Below are 16,703 nucleotides of genomic sequence, written 5' to 3' on the forward strand. Positions count from 1 at the left end.
CCGCTGGCATCTGGCACAACTGGACCACCGACGCCGCAGTCAAACGCTCCCTGATCGCCTACGACCACTGAAGACATCGGACTCATTCATCTAGGTGGCGGGCGCCCACCGGGGATCTCGTCCTCCGAGCCCCACGACGCGGTCCAGGAAGTCCGATCCGTACGGTACGTCCACCACGGGGCCGAACATCGGCTGCCGTGCCGGATTGTCGGCCTCCGGCGCCAGCAGCGCGTACACCACCTGCAGGCTGGGCCGGTCGCACGCGTACGGCTGCCCGGTCGCCCGGGCCAGATCCCAGCCGTGCAGGACGAGTTCGCCGAGCGCGACCTGCGCGGCGACCCCCGCCGTCAGCGTGACGCCGCCCGCCCTGGCCGACCCCTGCCACGCCTCGCCCCTGCGCCAGACCTGCGCGAGCTCCGTGAGCCGTCGCGGAAGGCCCCGCCGCCAGTCCGCGGCGAGAGGACGCCCCGTCCCCTCCGCCAAGGACCTCTCGCTCCAGGCCCCCGTCCGTTTCGCCGCGGCGTCCCGGAACGCCGCGGTGAGTCCCGCCAGATGCGCCAGCAGATCGCGCACCGTGAACTCCGCGCAGGGCGTGGGCCCGTGCAACTGCTCGTCGCCGACTCCGCCGATCAGCTCGGCCACCCGCCGGGCCGCCGGTGCGAGATCGAACACGACGTCGGTGGGGGCGGCGGTCGTGGTGATGGCCATCTTGTCCCTCTCCCTGAAACGGTACGAAGCCCTGCCGTCAGAAAGGACCGGCCCCGCTCCCGAAACTCATCGGCCGGGGCCGAAATTCACGCAGATGATGGCGAAGTCCCATGTCAGGGTGGGTGGATGAGTGAAGAGACGTCGATTCGCCGACTCGACCTCGGGCACTTCGTACGACCCGCCACCGAGACCGGCACCGGCCACGCGCGCGCGGAGGCGGCGCTCGCCTACCTGGTGCGCCACCCGCAGGGGCTGCTGCTGTTCGACACCGGGATCGGCGCGGGGGATGCCTACGCCGAGGACCACTACCGCCCGCGCAGGCGGGAGCTGACCGCCGCCCTGGCAGCGGCCGGGGTCGCCCCGCAGGACCTGACCGCCGTCGTGAACTGCCATCTCCACTTCGACCACATCGGCGGCAACCCGCTCCTGGGCGAACTGCGCCCCGGGCTCCCCGTCTTCGTACAGGCCAGAGAACTCGCCGCCGCTCGCGCCGGGGACTACACCATCGACGCGCTGGTGGACCCGCCCGGACGTGCCGTGGCCTACGAGGAGTTGGACGGCGAGGCGGAGATCCGGCCCGGTGTGACGGTCGTGCCGACACCGGGGCACACGGACGGTCACCAGTCGCTGGTGGTCGAGCCGACCGCTCCTTCGGGGTGCGTCACGGTCCTGGCCGGTCAGGCCTGCGACGTCGCCTCCGACTACAGCCACGCGGAACTCGCCCACCGGACGGGCAGCGGTCCTGCGGCCCCTCCGTGGTGGGCGCGGCTGGCCGCGTTCGCGCCGGGGCGCGTGCTGTTCGCCCACGACCGCGCGGTCTGGACACCGTAGGCATTCCGCCTCCCCGGGACCCGCTGCCTGAGGCCCCTCGAAGCGTTTCCCCCAGGGCAACACGCCGATCCGTACACCGCCTCGCCACTGCCACCCTGGCCGCATCCCCGAGGAGGAGGCGGTCACCCGATGACGGCGAGAACAGGCCACGGCACGGGCCCGCAGGCCGGGGCGCGGCAGGTGCTGCGGGACCGCAACGCATCCCTCTTCCTCACGGTCGTCGTCGTGACGGGCTTCGGAACGACCGCCCTGTGGCTGGTGGCGGGTGTGTGGGTCAAGTCGCTCACCGGTTCGGACTCGTTGGCCGCGCTGACCACGTTCTCGATGTGGCTGCCGGTACTGGCGGGGCCGCTGCTGGGGGCGGTCGCCGACCGGTTTCCGCGCCGGCCACTGCTGGTGGCCGTCAACCTGTCGCTGGCGGTGCTGCTGACGGCACTGTGCGCCGTGGACCGTGCGGACAGGGTGTGGGTCCTGTTCGGCGTGCTCCTCCTGTACGGGGTCGGCGGCACGCTCTGCCAGGCCGCCGAGTCCGCCCTGGTGGCGACCGCCGTCGGCCCCCGGCTCCTGGGCGACTTCAACGGGCTGCGGATGACCGCCCAGGAAGGCGTGAAGCTGCTGGCACCGCTGGCCGGGGCGGCGCTCTTCGCCCGGTTCGGCGGGCCGTCCGTGGCCCTGCTCGATGCGGTCACGTGCGCGCTGGCGGCCGGGCTGGTCATGCTGCTGCGGGTACGGGAGGATCGCCCCGCGCAGCCCACCAGCCCCAAGGAACCGCGCTACGGGGCCACCAGGGGCAGCCGCTTCCTCCTCGGCTCCGGCGTCCTGCGCCCCCTCCTGCTCGCCGGCGCCGCCACCATGGTGCTGTCCGGCGTCAACGGGGCCGCGCTCTTCGCCGTCGTGGACGAGGGGCTCGGCCACTCCCCCACCTACGCCGGAGTGATGTACGCGGCGCAGGGCGCGGGCACGGTGATCCTGGGCATCCTCGCGCTACCGCTGCTGCGGCGGCTGCCGGAGCGGGTGTTCGCGGCGGCCGGCATCGCTCTGTTCGCCCTGTCGGCGGGGCTGCGGGCACTGCCGTACGACGCGGTCGTGCTGGTGGCGAGCGCCGGCATCGGGGCCGGGCTGCCGTGCGTGCTGGTCGGCGCGACAACGGCCGTCCAGCGGGAGGCCCCGGACGCGATGCTGGGACGTGTCTCGGCGAGCGCCCACTTCCTGGTGTACGGCCCGATGGCGGCCGCCATCGCGGCGGGCTCCGCGCTGATCGCGGTGGTCGACCACCGGGTGGTGCTGGTGGGGATCGCCGGGTGCGGGGTGGCGGTCGCTCTCGCGCTCGTCGTGCGGGGCGGGGCGAATCGCCGTGCCGGGCGCACCACTTGACGCATCGGTGACCGGCTCCATAGCGTCGCGTCGGTCGCCGCCCCCACCGGTGTGCCCCGTGGAACTCCCGAGGAGCCCCCTTCCATGTCCGACTCGCCCCGCACCCCCGGCACGCCCCGTACACTCCTGCTCACCGGCGCCGCCGGCGGCATGGGCACCCTGATGCGGGGACTGCTCCCGGCGTACGGGTACTCGCTGCGGCTCTTCGACGCGACGCCCATCGAGGGCGAGCCGCACGCGGTGACCGCCGATCTGGGCGACAAGCACGCGCTGCGTGAGGCCGTGGCGGGCGTCGACGCGATCGTGCACCTGGCGGGCATCTCCCTGGAGGCCCCCTTCGAGAAGATCCTCCGCTCGAACATCGAGGGGACGTACAACCTGTACGAGGCGGCCAGGGAGGCGGGCGTGCGCCGGATCGTCCAGGCCTCCAGCAACCACGCGGTGGGTTTCACCCCGCTGCCGGGTCCGGACGGCCCTCCCGTACCGGTGGAGACGCCGCACCGCCCGGACACCTTCTACGGGTTGTCCAAGGCCTTCGCCGAGGACCTCGCGCAGCTCTACTGGGACCGCGACGGTCTGGAGACGGTGTCGGTGCGCATCGGCTCCTGCTTCATGGAACCCACGTCGGTACGGATGCTGTCGCTGTGGCTGAGCCCGGGGGACGCCGCCCGGCTCTTCGACGCGGCGCTGACCGCGCCGTCGGTGGGGCACGCCGTGGTGTACGGGTCGTCCGCCAACACCCGGCTGCGCTGGGACCTCTCGTCGGCACGCGCGCTCGGCTACGCACCGCAGGACGACTCCGAGCAGTACGCGGACAAGCTCCTGGCGGAGCACGGGGAACCGCAGCCGGGAGAGGCGGAACACGATCTTCTGGGCGGCGCGTTCTGCGTGGACCCGCCGCAATGGCCGTACTGACCCGGTCCGGCCGTCCGGCCCGCGACTCGCGCCGCCGGGGCGCGGAAACCGGTTGCGGGGGCCCGCACTCGGCGGGAACCATGCGGTCCATGCCGAAACCCCAGGGATTCCGTTACGAGCAGCGTGCCGACGGCACCGTCGTCCTCACCCATCGCGAGCGCGCCGCTTCCACCCTGCGCGGGGGCCGGGCGGCGAGGTTCCTCGCCGAGGTGGAGTCGGGGGACCCGCAGCTCGTCATGGCCCGCTGGACCGGTGCGTACAAGTTCGGCAACGAGCGCACCGCCCGCAATCACCCGCGAAACCGCTGATCAACGCCATCTCCCGGGTCCTGACCGCTTCCTTGACGGAATTCTTCGCAAGGTAAGGGAACGGCAAAGCCTTCCCGGTCGTTACCCCAGGCATGACCGCAATGACCCCTGGCTCGAACATTCCGCTTCCCACCGCCCGCGTGGCCGTGGACGTGGCCGCCCCGGTGCGGCTCGACGTATCGGGCCTGCTGCTCACCGCCGACGGCAAAGTGCGTTCCGACGACGACTTCATCTTCTACAACCAGCCCACCGGGCCGGGCGTGACCTACCGCTCGGGCAGCGGCTCGGCCCCGGACGCCATCGTGGTGGACACCGGTGCGCTGCCGCCCGGCATCGAGCGGGTTGTGGTCACCGCGAGCCCCGACGCGGCCGGCCAGTCGTTCCAGGGCATCGAGCCCACGGCCACGGTGCGCGGCGCCGACGACAACAGCGTGATCGCGTCCTTCACCCCGCCGCAGCTCGGCTCCGAGACCGCCCTCGTGGTCGTGGAGGTCTACCTCCGCAACGGCGCCTGGAAGGTCCGCGCGGTCGGTCAGGGCTATGCGAACGGCCTGGCGGGCATCGCCACCGACTTCGGCGTCTCGGTCGAGGAGCCCGCCCAGGCGCCGGCTGCCGCCCCGGTGACGCCTCCTGCCGCACCCGCCTCCGCACCATCCGCTCCCGTCCCGTCGTACGACCCCCGTCAGGCCGCCCCGCAGCCGCCCGCCGCTCCCCCGGCCGCGCCCGCCGCTCCCGCACCGGGCGCCGGCAAGATCAACCTCGACAAGGGCCGGGTCAGCCTCCAGAAGAACCAGACCGTCTCCCTGGTCAAGGGCGGGCAGCCGCTGCTCTCGCAGGTCAAGATGGGCCTGGGCTGGGAGCCCGCGTTCCGCGGCAAGGACATCGACCTGGATGCCTCGGTCATCGCCTACGGTCCGGACCGCAAGCACATCGACAGCTGCTACTTCGGCAAGCTGTCGATCCTGAACGGCGCGATCAAGCACTCCGGCGACAACCTGACGGGGGAGGGCGCGGGCGACGACGAGGTCATCGTCGTCGACCTGGGCCGCATCCCGGCGAACGCGACCGGGCTGGTGTTCACGGTGAACTCCTTCACCGGGCAGAAGTTCACCGAGGTCGCCAAGGCTTACTGCCGTCTGATCGACGCCCGGACGGGCGAGGAGCTGGTGCGCTTCGACCTGACCGGTGCGGAGCCGCAGACCGGCGTGATGATGGCGAAGCTGATCAAGCAGTTCAGCGGTGAGTGGGAAATGACCGGTATGGGGGAATTCGTCAAGTCCCGGACGGTCCGCGGCATGGTGAAGCCCGCCGCTCAGGCTCTTTAAGGGGCTCCTGGGGCGGGCGAGGACGGAGAGGCCTGGCCCCGTGACCGACACCACGCGCCCGATGGGTTTGGTCGCCGATGGCCGCACGTAGCCTGGAAGGCATGTCCACCACCTCTCCGTCCGCCGCCGGGGCACCGTCCTCGGGCGCGGACCAGACGAACGCGGCGATTCGCCGGCTCGTGGACGCGCAGACGACGGACGAGGCCTGGCCCTCGGAGGAGTACGAGATGCTCCTCGTCGAGTGGGCGGCCGCGATGAACGAGACGCCGGAACCGGCCCCGTAGACCTCACCTCGAACAGCGGCCCCGCGAACACCAGCCGCACTGCTTTCAAACCCGCAGCACCAAACGACTCCGCCCCGTTCCCGAATCGTGATGATCCGGATACGGGGCGGGGGCGTTTTATCCCGGAGCCACGGGGGCTCAGAGCTTGGTCAACTTGGAGTAGGGGCTGAGGATCCGCCCCTGGCGTCCGGAAAAGTCGATGAGGACGGCGAGGTCTCCCTCGACCCCCACGACTCGTCCGAGTCCGAATTGATCATGCGAAACCCGGTCCCCCACCTCGTAGTTCTCAATGGGCGGGGCGGCCGGGGCCGGGACGTTGAAGGGACTGGACGGCAGGTGTCGCCGGGCTCCGGCTGGCTTTGTCATTACCTTCAGTATGCGCCCACGGGACGGCAGATGCCATGCCCGCCTCCCACTCGCCTCCCAGGTCCGGCCCCTCGCAGGGCTCCCACCGGCCCCAACGACGCCGGTCGGCCGTGCGCCCCGCCCGGCGTACGGGACACCGTCGCCGGTGCTGTTCAGGACCCGGCGCGGCCGTCGCGGTGGCGCTCCGCCGCTTCGGCGGTTTCGGGGCCGGCCGGGTCGTCGAAACGCGTCGGGATCGTCGGCGGCGCTTCCCCTTTCGAGTACGCGACCGGCTCGCTGTTCGAACGGGACGGGAGGCGCCGGGCCGGGCCGTCGCGCGGGCCCACGGCGTCCCTCCGAGCGTGGACCGTGCCGCCGACCGCGGATCGCTGAGCGCCGACCGTAGGCCGCCGGCCGCCGGCCGCCGGCCTACGGAAGCGAGCTGCGCCGGACCCGTCCGCGGGCGTACGCCTACTGCGCCTCCATGCGCACGCGGGCGCGCACGAGCGCGAGCGCGAGCACGTACGTGGGCGAACGCGGGCACGTACGTGGGCGAACGCGGGCACGTACGTGGGCGAACGCGGGCACGTACGTGGGAGTATGCGGCGGAGCAGTGGGAACGCGCGCCCGTGGGATGCGTCACTCCTGCGACGGCCGCAACCACGCACCCCCTCCCCCGCGTCGCACACTGCGTCAGGCAGCCACATCCGCGGCTCGGGGCCGGGTCGACAGAGGGGATCACGGGCATGGCAGCCGCATCATCCGCAGCCCGGCCGGAGCGGTACCGCGTCGTGGCGCCCCTCGGGGAGAGCGGCACGGGACGCATGGACCTCGCACGGGACCCCGCCGGGCACCTGGTGGCGCTGAAGACCGTGCACCCGCGTATCGCCGCCGATCCGGGCTTCCGGGAACGCTTCCGCCGCGAGACCTCGGCGGCCAGGTCCGTCCACGACGTGTACGCGGCAGCCGTGCTGGACGCGGACGCCGACGCCGAACTCCCCTGGCTGGCGAGCGAGTTCTGCGCGGGCCCCTCCCTGGTGGACACGATCAGTACGCTCGGCCCGATGGACTCGGCCGCTCTGGGCACACTCGGCGCCGCGCTCGCCCAGGCCCTGGGCGCCGTGCACGCGGCCGGTCTGGTGCACCGCGACCTCAAGCCCGCCCATGTGGTCGTCTCGCGGACCGGCCCCAAGATCCTCGACTTCGGAACGGCGAAGGACACCGCGGACGGCAAGCTCGGCTTCCTCGCCCCGGAACAGCTCACCGGATCCGCGGGAGCCGCCGCCGTCGGTCCGCCCGCCGACGTGTTCGCCCTGGGCGCGCTACTCACCCTGTCCAGCACGGGCCGCAATCCGTACGGTTCGGGCACCGCCCGCGACGTCATGCACCGCACCCTGCACGAGGCCCCCGACCTGCTGGGCGTGCCCGGCGGGGAGTGGCAGGGCTTCCTGCGGCGCTGTCTGGCGATGGACCCGGCCGACCGGCCGACCGGTCCGGAGGCGCTCGCCTGGTGCGCGGGACGGGCGGCGGGATCCGTTCCGTGGTGGCTGGAGGAGCCGATCCTCGGGGTCGTACGGGAGCACGAGGAAGCGCTGGCGGAACTGGTCGACGCCGGGCCCGAGCTGGCGGAGGCCATACCGGAGGCGTTCCGCACCCCGGCTCGGCACGCTCCCGCGCCGTGGCCCGAGGGAGGCTCCCCCCGCACGCCGTCCCGGTTCGCCGCCCCACGGGCAGCCGCCCAAGCGCCTCCCGCCCCCTCGCAGGACACCCCCGCTGCTCGCGACCCACGAACGCCCCCGCGCGCGCCGACAAACCCGTCGCTCCGCCCCGCGAACCCGCCGCACGACGACCCCACGAACCCGTCGCACCGCCACACCACGCCGCCGCACGACCCCGCGAATCCGCCGCACCGCCCTGCCGAGCCCCCGCGCGACCCCGCGAGCGCGCCGGGCCGCCCCTCCGCCGTACCGTCACCCCCGCCGACGTCGCCCCCGGGTCCCTCCCGTGCCACCGCCTCCGCCCGGGACACGCCTGCGGACCCCGCGCCCATGCCTGCACCGGAATGTGCAACGACCCCCGCGTCCGCGCCCGGTGCGCTCCCCACGCCCCGTCGCCGCGGATTCCCGGCTTGGATGGCGCGCTTCCTGCCCGACCGATCCGGACACTGACCCGGACACTTTGCCGGTCTCGTGCCTCGCGCCGAGAGTCGGCCGTCCCCCTCCGCCGTTCTCGCGCGGGCGCGGCATCATGATCCACATGACTGACGCACCCGCCCCCGCCACCTCCCCCGACCCCACTGCACCCCGCCCCACGCCCTTCCCGCCCACCGGCCGCCGCGTCCTTGTCAGCGGGGCGTCACGCGGTCTCGGCCGCGCGCTTGCGCAGGCGTTCGCGGCCAACGGCGACCGCGTCGCCGTTCACTTCGCCTCACGGCGCGACGAGGCGCAGGCGACGCTCGCTTCGCTCTCCGGGACGGGGCACGTGCTCGTCGGCGGCGACCTGTCCGCCCCCGAGGGGGCCGTCGAAGTCGCCGGGGAGGCCGCCGACGGCCTCGGCGGACTCGACGTGCTCGTGAACAACGCCGCCGTGAACCTCCCGCATCCGCCCGCCACCACGTCGTACGAGGACTGGGCCGCCACCTGGCAGAGCCACGTCTCCGTCAACCTCCTCGCGACGGCGCACCTCAGCCATCTCGCGGCCCACCGGATGATCGGGCAGGGCGGCGGTGGCCGGATCGTCAACGTCGGCTCGCGCGGCGCGTTCCGGGGCGAGCCCGACCACCCCGCGTACGGAGCGACGAAAGCGGCGGTGCACGCACTGGGCCAGTCGCTCGCCGTGCACCTCGCGCCGTACGGGATCGGCGTCGCCTCCGTCGCGCCCGGGTTCTTCGAGACGGAGCGGGTGGCACACCGGCTGGCGGGGGCCGAGGGGGAGGCGATCCGTGCGCAGAGTCCGTTCGGGCGGGTGGCATCCGCGGAGGAGGTCGCGGCAGCCGTGCTGTGGCTCGCGTCCCCGGCGGCCGAATGGGCATCCGGCACGGTGCTGGATCTCAACGGCGCGTCCTACCTGCGCACTTGATGCTTCTCCCGAATCCGGGCCAGGCGGCCCCTTGGCCGACGGCTCAGGCCGGCCTGGCGGACCGAGGACCCGAGGTGGGGGGCGCCAGGCGGGCACAGCGACAGCAGAGGTCAGGGGCTGGGGGCGCCCCCAAGGCGGGCCCCGGGCGGGCGGGGCCCTCAAACTCCGTGGCGCCCCGCCCCAAGGGCATGCCGTCCCCGGGCCCCATCGGGCCCGGGGACGTCTCCTAGCTCCGCGACCGCGCCTTGAAGGCCGCCTTGCGTGCCTCCTTCGCCGCACCCTTCTCCGGGTGCAGCCGCCCCACCGCCTCCAGTACCTCTGCCACCGCCGGATGCCCGACCCGCCACGCGCGCTCGAAGAACCCCTCGTGCCGCCCGGTCAGCCCGGCGACCAGTTCCCTCAGCTCGGGCGACGCCCCGTCCGCCACCTCCAGCTGCGCGGCGATCGTGTCGACGGCCAGCCAGAACACCATCTCCTCCGGCGGCGCCGGCACCCGTGCCGAACCCTGCTCCACCAGCCACACCCGGGCGAGACCGCCCAGTTCGAGGTCGTCGAGCTGCTCGCGTACGGCGGCCTCCGCAGCCGCTCCCACCAGGGACAGCGCCTGCTGGCAGCGCAGCCGCCGCAGTGGCCCGCCCGGGTCGACGCCGCGTGCCGCCGCCAGCAGCTCCCGTGCCGCGTCCGCGGGCTCACGCTGCGCGAGCCACTGCTCGATCTCCGCGCGGCCCGCGAGTTCGGGGAAGTGCGCGATGCCGTCGAGGAGCACGTCCGCGCCCTTGTCGGCGAGGTCTCCGACGGCCGGGGCGTCGACTCCCGCCTCCCGCATCCGCGCCCGCACCCCGTACAGGCCGAGCGGCGTCAGCCGCACCAGGCCGTACCGGGACACGTCCTCCTCGTCGAGTTCCTCGGCCACGGCGGGCGCGCCGGACTCCTCCTCCGCCATCAGCGCCTCGTCCACCGGCGTGTACTCGACGAGGCCCACCGCCTCCAGCACCTGGAACTGGTCGTCGAGCCGCATCATGGCTTCCGAGACCTGTTCCAGTACGTCGTCGGTCGGCTCGCCCATGTCGTCGGGGAGGATCATCGAGGCGGCGAGCGCGGGCAGCGGCACCGGGGAGTCGCCCGTGCCGCCGTCTGCGACGGTCAGCAGATACAGGTTTCCGAGGACGTTCTCCAGGTCCTCCGCCTCCTGCCGCGGGTCCCAGTCCAGGGCATCGAAGTCGAGTTCGCCACCGTCGCCGAGCAGCGCGCCGAGGTCGTCGAGCACCGGAGCGGCGGCGTCGGCGAAGGCCGTCTCGAACGCCTCCAGCCACAGCGCGAGGACGTCCTGCGGGCTGCCCTGGGCGACCAGGGCGAGTGCGTCGCCCGGCCCCGCGGTTCCCGATGCTCCCTCGGCCTCCGGGTCGTCCGGATCCGTGACCTCGACGAGCCCGGTGTCGACGGCCGTGCGCCACGCCTCGCTCGCGTACGCCGCCGCGTCCTCGGCGTCCTCGACGCCGTCCGCCGGGCCGAGGTTCAACACCTGCGCCGCTTCGCCCAGTTGCTCGTCGAAGAGATCGCCGCCCGCGTCGACCCGAGTGCCGGGAGCGACCCAGCGGGCCAGTCGGACGGCGCGGGCGAACAGCGGCGCGGCCAGCGCGTCCCGCGCCAGCTCCGCGTCCGAGTGCAGCCGCACCGGCGGCAGGGTGGGTCGGTCTTCGGACATCTGGGGGTTCTCCTCGGGGCACATGCCTGGGGGCACTTCGGTTGAGCGGCCCCCAGCGTAGACGTATTTGCACCGATCCCACCGGGTTCATGTACCCGTCAGGTTTCGTCCATCGGAGGATCATCCGACAAACCTTGACAACACCCGTACGTACGCAAGAGATTGACGCGCGTAGAACTGTTTTTCCCACCCCCCGCCGCACTCACCTCCCCGGAGTCCCCCGATGACGTCCCGCCGTTCCCTGCCGAAGATCACCGGCCTGCCGAGAACCACCGCGGTCGCCACCCTCCTCATCACCGCCCTCGCCGCAGGCCTCCTGACCGGCGCCACGAGCGCGGCTGCGGGAGACACTGCCCCGGTCCGCATCCACGACATCCAGGGCACCACCCGCGTCTCCCCGCTCGCCGGACAGCAGGTCGCGGACGTCGAGGGCATCGTCACGGGGGTCCGTACGTACGGCTCGAAGGGCTTCTGGTTCCAGGACCCGAAGGGCGACGGCAACCCCGCCACCAGCGAGGGCGTCTTCGTCTTCACGAGCTCCGCGCCGACGGTCGCGGCCGGCGACGCGGTGAAGGTCTCGGGCACGGTCACCGAGTACATACCCGGCGGCCTGAAGTCCGGGAACCAGTCCCTGACCCAGCTCTCCAGGCCGACGGTGACGGTCGTTTCCTCCGGCAACCCGGTGCCGGCCCCGGTCGTCATCAACTCGCGTACGGTTCCGGCCCGTTACTCCCCCCAGGGGGACCCCGCCGCGGAGAACAGCATCAACGCCCTGCCCCTCGCCCCCTCCCGCTACGCCCTCGACCACTACGAGGCCCTCGAAGGCGCCAACGTACGGATCGGCACCTCCCGGGTGGTCGGCGCGTCCGACCGGCACGCCCAGCTGTGGGTCACCGTCAAGCCGTACGAGAACGACACCCGCCGCGGCGGCACCCTCTACGGCAGCTACACCTCGCAGAACACCGGCCGCCTCCAGATCCAGCAGCTGGCCCCGCTCGCCGAGCGGCCCTTCCCGAAGGCGAACGTCGGCGACGTGCTGACCGGCGGTGCCGAGGGCCCGCTGGACTTCAACCAGTACGGCGGCTACACGCTCATCGCCCGCACCCTGGGCACGGTCGCCGACCGCGGCCTCAAGCGCGAGCACACCCGCCCGCAGTCCCGCCACGAGCTGGCCGTGGCCACGTACAACGTCGAGAACCTCGATCCCGCCGACCCGCAGGAGAAGTTCGACGCCCTCGCCCGCGCGGTCGTCGACAACCTCGCCTCCCCCGACGTCGTCGCCCTGGAAGAGATCCAGGACGACAACGGCGCGAAGAACGACGGCACGGTCGGCGCCGAGGCCACCGTGCGGAAGTTCACGGACGCGATCCGCGCGGCGGGCGGCCCGGCCTACGCATGGACCTCCATCGCGCCGGAGAACAACAAGGACGGCGGCGAACCCGGCGGCAACATCCGCCAGGTCTTCCTCCACAACCCGGCCCGCGTCTCCTTCACCCACCGTGCGGGCGGCGACGCGACGACGCCCACCGGCGTCGTACGGGAGAAGGGGCGCGCCGCGCTCACCCTCTCCCCCGGGCGCGTCGACCCCGCGAACGCCGCCTGGGAGAACAGCCGCAAGCCGCTCGCCGCCGAGTTCTCCTTCCGCGGCAAGCCCGTCATCGTCGTCGCCAACCACTTCGGTTCCAAGGGCGGCGACGAGGCCCTGTCCTCGCACCACCAGCCGCCGGTCCGCTCCTCGGAGACCAAGCGCCTCCAGCAGGCGCAGTCGGTGAACGCCTTCGTCAAGGAGGTCCTGAAGGCCGACCGCCGGGCTAACGTCCTCGTCCTCGGCGACATCAACGACTTCGAGTTCTCCGCCACGACGAAGGCCCTGGCCGCGGACGGCGCACTGACCGCCGCCATCGAGTCCCTGCCCCGCAGCGAGCGCTACTCGTACGTCTTCCAGGGCAACAGCCAGGTCCTGGACCAGATCCTGACCAGTCCGGCCATCCGCGGCTTCAGCTACGACAGCGTGCACATCAACGCCGAGTTCGCCGACCAGAACAGCGACCACGACCCGCAGGTGCTGCGCTTCCGTCCGTAGTACGGGACGGCCGCCGTACGCCCGCTACGCCCCCGCGCCGAGCGACAACGCGGGGGTGTAGCGCCGTACTTGGCTGCTCGCCAGGCCGGGGAACTCGTGGACGCGCCGCCACTCGGCGGGCACTTCCCCCGCCGGGCCCTTCGGTGCGTTCATCATCGCCTCGTGCGAGGCGGCGTCGACCCACTCGGCGAGGTTGAGCGCGCGGGCGCCGTCGAGGCTCACGTGGAAGTGGGCGGCGAGCGAGCCGTCGGCCACCGCCCGCGGGCCGTCGGCCTCTCCGGGCGGGCCCTCCAGCGCGGCGAACACGGTGTCCACCCATTCCCGGGCCCGTGCCCGGCCGGGCCCCTCGAAGTCCACCTCGATCAGCGCCACGCTGCCCGGCTGCCGGTCGTCACCCTCGGTGGGACTGCTGCGGTACAGGTCGTAGGAGTCGAGCCGCAGCCGCCGCACACCGGGCACGGCGGCGTCGATCTCCGCGTTCCGCTCGTCGCGCTCCCCGGCGACGAACGCCCGGTACGCCTCCTCGTTCCTCCACTGGCTGTAGTGCATGAGCGTCCTGCCGTCCTCGCCGACGTAGACGCTGTAGGAGATCAGTCCCGTGTCGGGCCAGTCCCGGGACAGCCACGCCCTCTCGATGGCGGCGACGGCCGCCCGCTGCGCCTGGGGCGAGCCGACGTCCCAGGTGCTGACCTTGACGACGCCGACCCCCGGCCGGGTCAGGTCGGGGCGGCTGCGGGTCACGGTTGCGGTCATGTCGGTCTCCTCGTCGGCGCGCCCGGGCGGGTTCCCTGCGCGGCTACGGGGATCACTCTGGGACGTCAAGTCCGGTTGAGGTCAAGCGGGTTGTCCGGTGCGTCACCGCGGCGGAGCGAGGTCCCACGGTGTGACGTCGAACGCGTCCACCATCCGCACGTCCTCCTCCAGCGCGAAGCTGCGCGCCGAGTGCCCCGGCCCTGCCGCGATCCTGAGCGTCTGCGCCTTCTCCACCCCGTCGTAGGGCCGCCAGTCGAGCCGGGAGTACGCGACGCCGCCGGGCGGCAGCACCACCTCGGCATCGGCCTTCTTCCCCTCCTCGCGGACGTTCACCTCGATGTCGACGGCCGTGCCGTCGGAGGCGTAGGCCTTGACCGAGGGGCGGCCGGAGAGCCGGTAGGGCGCCGCGCCGCAGTTGGTGAGGGTGAGGGTGGCCAACCGGTGCATCAGGGCCGCCTGGATCTCTCCCATGCCGACGCGCACTCCGGCGGGGCAGTCCCGCGCGGCGGGAGGGCTGTGCGGGGCGGGAGGGCTGTGCGGGGCGCCGGCCGGCGGCGGCGCGGCGGGACGCCCCGGACCATCGGGGGCCGCAGCTCCCCGCGTCGGCGTCGGGGACACGGGAGGGGCACTGCTCCCGGCCGGCCGCGGCACTCCCTCGCCCTCCGGTACGAGGAAGCCGTCGCACCCCGTGAGGGCCAGCGCCCCGAGCAGCACCGCCGCCGCCTTCGCTCGCGTACGCACGCCCATACAGGATCCCCCCGGCTCGCGCGGACCGGCCCGCGCCTCGTCTGCGCGGATCATGTCAGACTCCGGCCGGGCACCCGCCACTCCGGCCCACCGTCCACTTCTGCTTATGTTTTCCCCTAAGGAAATCTAAGTGGACCTGAACGGTCCGTGCGCCCGACACTGCGTTCATGACAGCTCCCCCGACTCCTTTCGGCCGCGCCCTGTGCGCGATGGTCACCCCGTTCACCCCGAGCGGTGACGCGCTGGACCTGCCGGGCGCCCAGAAGCTCGCCGGCCACCTGGTCACCTCGGGCGGCTGCGACGGTCTCGTCCTGAACGGCACCACCGGCGAGTCCCCCACCACCTCGGACGCAGAGAAGACGGCGCTCGTCGCCGCCGTGCGGGAGGCGGTCGGCCCGGATGTCCCGCTCCTCGCCGGTGTCGGCAGCGCGAGCACCGCACACACCGTGGAACTGGCCCGCGAAGCGGAACGGGCCGGAGCGGACGGGCTGCTGGTGGTCTCCCCGTACTACAGCAGGCCACCCCAGGCGGCGATCGAGGCCCACTTCTGCCGGGTCGCGGACGCGGTCGGCATCCCGCTGATGCTGTACGACATCCCCGCCCGTACCGGTGTCCGCATCGAGCCGGCCACGATGCTGCGGCTCGCCGGGCACCCCCGCATCGCGGCGGTCAAGGACTGTTCGTACGACCTGCTCGGCGCGGCCCGGGTCATCGACCGCACCGGCCTCGCGCACTACTCGGGCAGCGAGGAGCTGAACCTGCCCCTGCTCGCGGTCGGCGGCGCCGGGTTCGTCAGTACGCTCGCCAACGTCGTCCCGCACGCGATGGCCGCCCCTCTCCGGGCGCACCGCGACGGCGACGTGGACCGGGCGGCACGCCTCCACCGGCGCACCCTCCCGCTCGCCGAGCTGATGATGGCGTCCGGCCTGCCCGGCACGGTCACCGCGAAGACGCTGCTCAACGCGCTGGGGCTGCCCGCGGGCCCGGTCCGCGAGCCCTTGCAGCCGGCGTCCTCGGACGTGCTCGACGCGCTGCTGGCCGCCTACGGGGAGCTGATGGGCGACGACTGCTGACACGGGGGTGGCAACCGGGCGGGCAGGGGCGAGGGGGCGGCGCGGGCGGGCATCCTGTGCGCCGGGACTCATGGGCGCTCCGGCCACTCGCACGGCCCGCAGGTCACGCAGCTCGACGGACTCCGCCCCCCGGCGGGGCAGCTCGTACGGTTGCCCCGCCGCCCCCCTGACCCGCCGCTAGTCGTTGCTGTGCAGCACCTCGTTCAGCCCGCCCCAGACCGCGTTGTTCGGCCGGGCCTCGACCGCACCCGTCACCGAGTTCCGGCGGAACAGGATGTTCGAGGCCCCGGACAGCTCCCGCGCCTTCACGATCTGTCCGTCCGGCATCGTCACCCGCGTCCCGGCGGTGACGTACAGACCCGCCTCCACCACGCACTCGTCGCCGAGCGCGATACCGACGCCGGCCTCGGCGCCGACCAGGCAGCGCTCGCCGATCGTGATCCGCATGTTGCCACCGCCCGACAGCGTGCCCATTGTCGACGCGCCGCCGCCGATGTCGGAGCCGTCACCGACGACGACGCCGGCCGAGATGCGCCCCTCCACCATGGACGTCCCGAGCGTCCCGGCGTTGAAGTTGACGAATCCCTCGTGCATCACGGTGGTGCCCGACGCCAGGTGCGCGCCCAGCCGCACCCGGTCCGCGTCCGCGATCCGCACACCCTTCGGCGCGACGTAGTCCGTCATCCTCGGGAACTTGTCCACCGAGGTCACCATCAGGTGCAGTCCCTCCGCGCGCGCGTTGAGCCGCACCTCCTCGACCGAGTCGACGGCGACCGGCCCGAGCGAGGTCCAGGCCACGTTGGCGAGCAGCCCGAAGAGGCCGTCCAGGTTCTGCCCGTGCGGCTGGACGAGCCGGTGCGAGAGCAGGTGCAGACGCAGGTACGCGTCGTGGGCGTCCAGCGGCTTGTCGTCGAGCGAGGCGATGACCGTGCGTACGGCCACGACTTCGACACCGCGGCGGGCGTCGGGGCCGACGGCCTTGGGCGCGGCGGCGCCCAGCAGTTCGGCGGCGCGCTCGTCGGTGAGGCGCTCGGTCCCGGCCGGGCCGGGCTCGGCGACGAGTTCGGGCGCCGGGAACCACGTGTCGAGGACGGTGCCGTCGGCGGCGAGGGTGGCGAGTCCGGCGGCGACAGCGCCGGTGGTGCGGGAAACAGTCGTATCGGTCATGACAGGA

16 protein-coding genes are annotated in these 16,703 nt (G+C 73.1%); 10 read left to right on the forward strand and 6 right to left on the reverse strand.

Going from position 1 to position 16,703, the window contains the following annotated elements; genetic code table 11:
• Nucleotides 1-90: 90 nt before the first annotated feature.
• Entirely contained in the window at nucleotides 91-708 is a 618-nt protein-coding gene (locus HNQ79_RS00005) for a TIGR03086 family metal-binding protein (protein WP_185025415.1), read from the reverse strand.
• 126 nt (nucleotides 709-834) lie between these two features.
• Between HNQ79_RS00005 and HNQ79_RS00010 the strand changes: the two genes are divergently transcribed.
• The 6 genes from HNQ79_RS00010 (at nucleotide 835) to HNQ79_RS00035 (ending at nucleotide 5,745) form a co-directional block, all read left to right on the forward strand.
• Nucleotides 835-1,539 carry an MBL fold metallo-hydrolase gene (locus HNQ79_RS00010; protein ID WP_185025417.1) on the forward strand — a complete coding sequence of 235 codons (705 nt, stop codon included), beginning with the start codon at nucleotides 835-837 and terminating at the stop codon, nucleotides 1,537-1,539.
• 129 nt (nucleotides 1,540-1,668) lie between these two features.
• Nucleotides 1,669-2,913 carry an MFS transporter gene (locus HNQ79_RS00015; RefSeq protein ID WP_185025420.1) on the forward strand — a complete coding sequence of 415 codons (1,245 nt, stop codon included), beginning with the start codon at nucleotides 1,669-1,671 and terminating at the stop codon, nucleotides 2,911-2,913.
• Nucleotides 2,914-2,997: 84 nt separating this feature from the next.
• Nucleotides 2,998-3,828, forward strand: a complete 831-nt coding sequence (locus HNQ79_RS00020) for an NAD-dependent epimerase/dehydratase family protein (protein ID WP_185025421.1) — start codon at nucleotides 2,998-3,000, stop codon at nucleotides 3,826-3,828.
• Between the two features lie 89 nt (nucleotides 3,829-3,917).
• The gene (locus tag HNQ79_RS00025) at nucleotides 3,918-4,136 is read left to right on the forward strand and encodes a hypothetical protein (protein ID WP_185025422.1); all 219 of its coding nucleotides are present in this window, start codon (nucleotides 3,918-3,920) and stop codon (nucleotides 4,134-4,136) included.
• A 92-nt stretch (nucleotides 4,137-4,228) separates the two neighbouring features.
• The gene (locus HNQ79_RS00030) at nucleotides 4,229-5,461 is read left to right on the forward strand and encodes a TerD family protein (RefSeq protein WP_185025423.1); all 1,233 of its coding nucleotides are present in this window, start codon (nucleotides 4,229-4,231) and stop codon (nucleotides 5,459-5,461) included.
• Nucleotides 5,462-5,562: 101 nt separating this feature from the next.
• Complete coding sequence (locus HNQ79_RS00035) at nucleotides 5,563-5,745, forward strand: hypothetical protein (RefSeq protein ID WP_185025424.1); 183 nt, start codon at nucleotides 5,563-5,565, stop codon at nucleotides 5,743-5,745.
• A 138-nt stretch (nucleotides 5,746-5,883) separates the two neighbouring features.
• Here the strand turns inward: HNQ79_RS00035 and HNQ79_RS00040 are convergent, their stop codons facing one another.
• On the reverse strand, nucleotides 5,884-6,111 hold the full coding sequence (locus tag HNQ79_RS00040; protein WP_185025425.1) for a hypothetical protein: 228 nt from the start codon (nucleotides 6,109-6,111) through the stop codon (nucleotides 5,884-5,886).
• 725 nt (nucleotides 6,112-6,836) lie between these two features.
• Between HNQ79_RS00040 and HNQ79_RS00045 the strand changes: the two genes are divergently transcribed.
• A complete protein-coding gene (locus HNQ79_RS00045; RefSeq protein ID WP_185025427.1) occupies nucleotides 6,837-8,258 on the forward strand; it encodes a serine/threonine protein kinase in 1,422 nt (473 codons plus the stop codon).
• Nucleotides 8,259-8,346: 88 nt separating this feature from the next.
• Nucleotides 8,347-9,168 (forward strand): SDR family NAD(P)-dependent oxidoreductase, encoded by an 822-nt coding sequence (locus HNQ79_RS00050; RefSeq protein ID WP_185025429.1) that lies wholly within the window; start codon nucleotides 8,347-8,349, stop codon nucleotides 9,166-9,168.
• A gap of 226 nt (nucleotides 9,169-9,394) precedes the next feature.
• Here the strand turns inward: HNQ79_RS00050 and HNQ79_RS00055 are convergent, their stop codons facing one another.
• Nucleotides 9,395-10,873 (reverse strand): hypothetical protein, encoded by a 1,479-nt coding sequence (locus HNQ79_RS00055; RefSeq protein WP_185025431.1) that lies wholly within the window; start codon nucleotides 10,871-10,873, stop codon nucleotides 9,395-9,397.
• Nucleotides 10,874-11,096: 223 nt separating this feature from the next.
• Here HNQ79_RS00055 and HNQ79_RS00060 point away from each other — a divergent pair, with 223 nt between their 5' ends.
• Nucleotides 11,097-12,956: a DUF8508 domain-containing protein gene (locus HNQ79_RS00060; protein ID WP_185025433.1), complete on the forward strand. Its 1,860-nt coding sequence runs from the start codon at nucleotides 11,097-11,099 to the stop codon at nucleotides 12,954-12,956.
• A gap of 24 nt (nucleotides 12,957-12,980) precedes the next feature.
• Here HNQ79_RS00060 and HNQ79_RS00065 read toward each other — a convergent pair whose 3' ends face one another.
• Complete coding sequence (locus HNQ79_RS00065; RefSeq protein WP_185025435.1) at nucleotides 12,981-13,709, reverse strand: antibiotic biosynthesis monooxygenase; 729 nt, start codon at nucleotides 13,707-13,709, stop codon at nucleotides 12,981-12,983.
• Nucleotides 13,710-13,811: 102 nt separating this feature from the next.
• Nucleotides 13,812-14,450, reverse strand: a complete 639-nt coding sequence (locus tag HNQ79_RS34400; RefSeq protein ID WP_185025437.1) for a DUF4232 domain-containing protein — start codon at nucleotides 14,448-14,450, stop codon at nucleotides 13,812-13,814.
• A 173-nt stretch (nucleotides 14,451-14,623) separates the two neighbouring features.
• Here HNQ79_RS34400 and dapA point away from each other — a divergent pair, with 173 nt between their 5' ends.
• Nucleotides 14,624-15,529, forward strand: a complete 906-nt coding sequence (gene dapA, locus HNQ79_RS00075; RefSeq protein WP_185025439.1) for a 4-hydroxy-tetrahydrodipicolinate synthase — start codon at nucleotides 14,624-14,626, stop codon at nucleotides 15,527-15,529.
• A gap of 177 nt (nucleotides 15,530-15,706) precedes the next feature.
• On the opposite strand, the gene dapD is transcribed toward dapA, so the two are convergent.
• Nucleotides 15,707-16,696 (reverse strand): 2,3,4,5-tetrahydropyridine-2,6-dicarboxylate N-succinyltransferase, encoded by a 990-nt coding sequence (dapD, locus tag HNQ79_RS00080; RefSeq protein ID WP_185025441.1) that lies wholly within the window; start codon nucleotides 16,694-16,696, stop codon nucleotides 15,707-15,709.
• Nucleotides 16,697-16,703 lie beyond the last annotated feature (7 nt).

The organism is Streptomyces candidus (assembly GCF_014207445.1).
Lineage (GTDB): Bacteria > Actinomycetota > Actinomycetes > Streptomycetales > Streptomycetaceae > Streptomyces > Streptomyces candidus.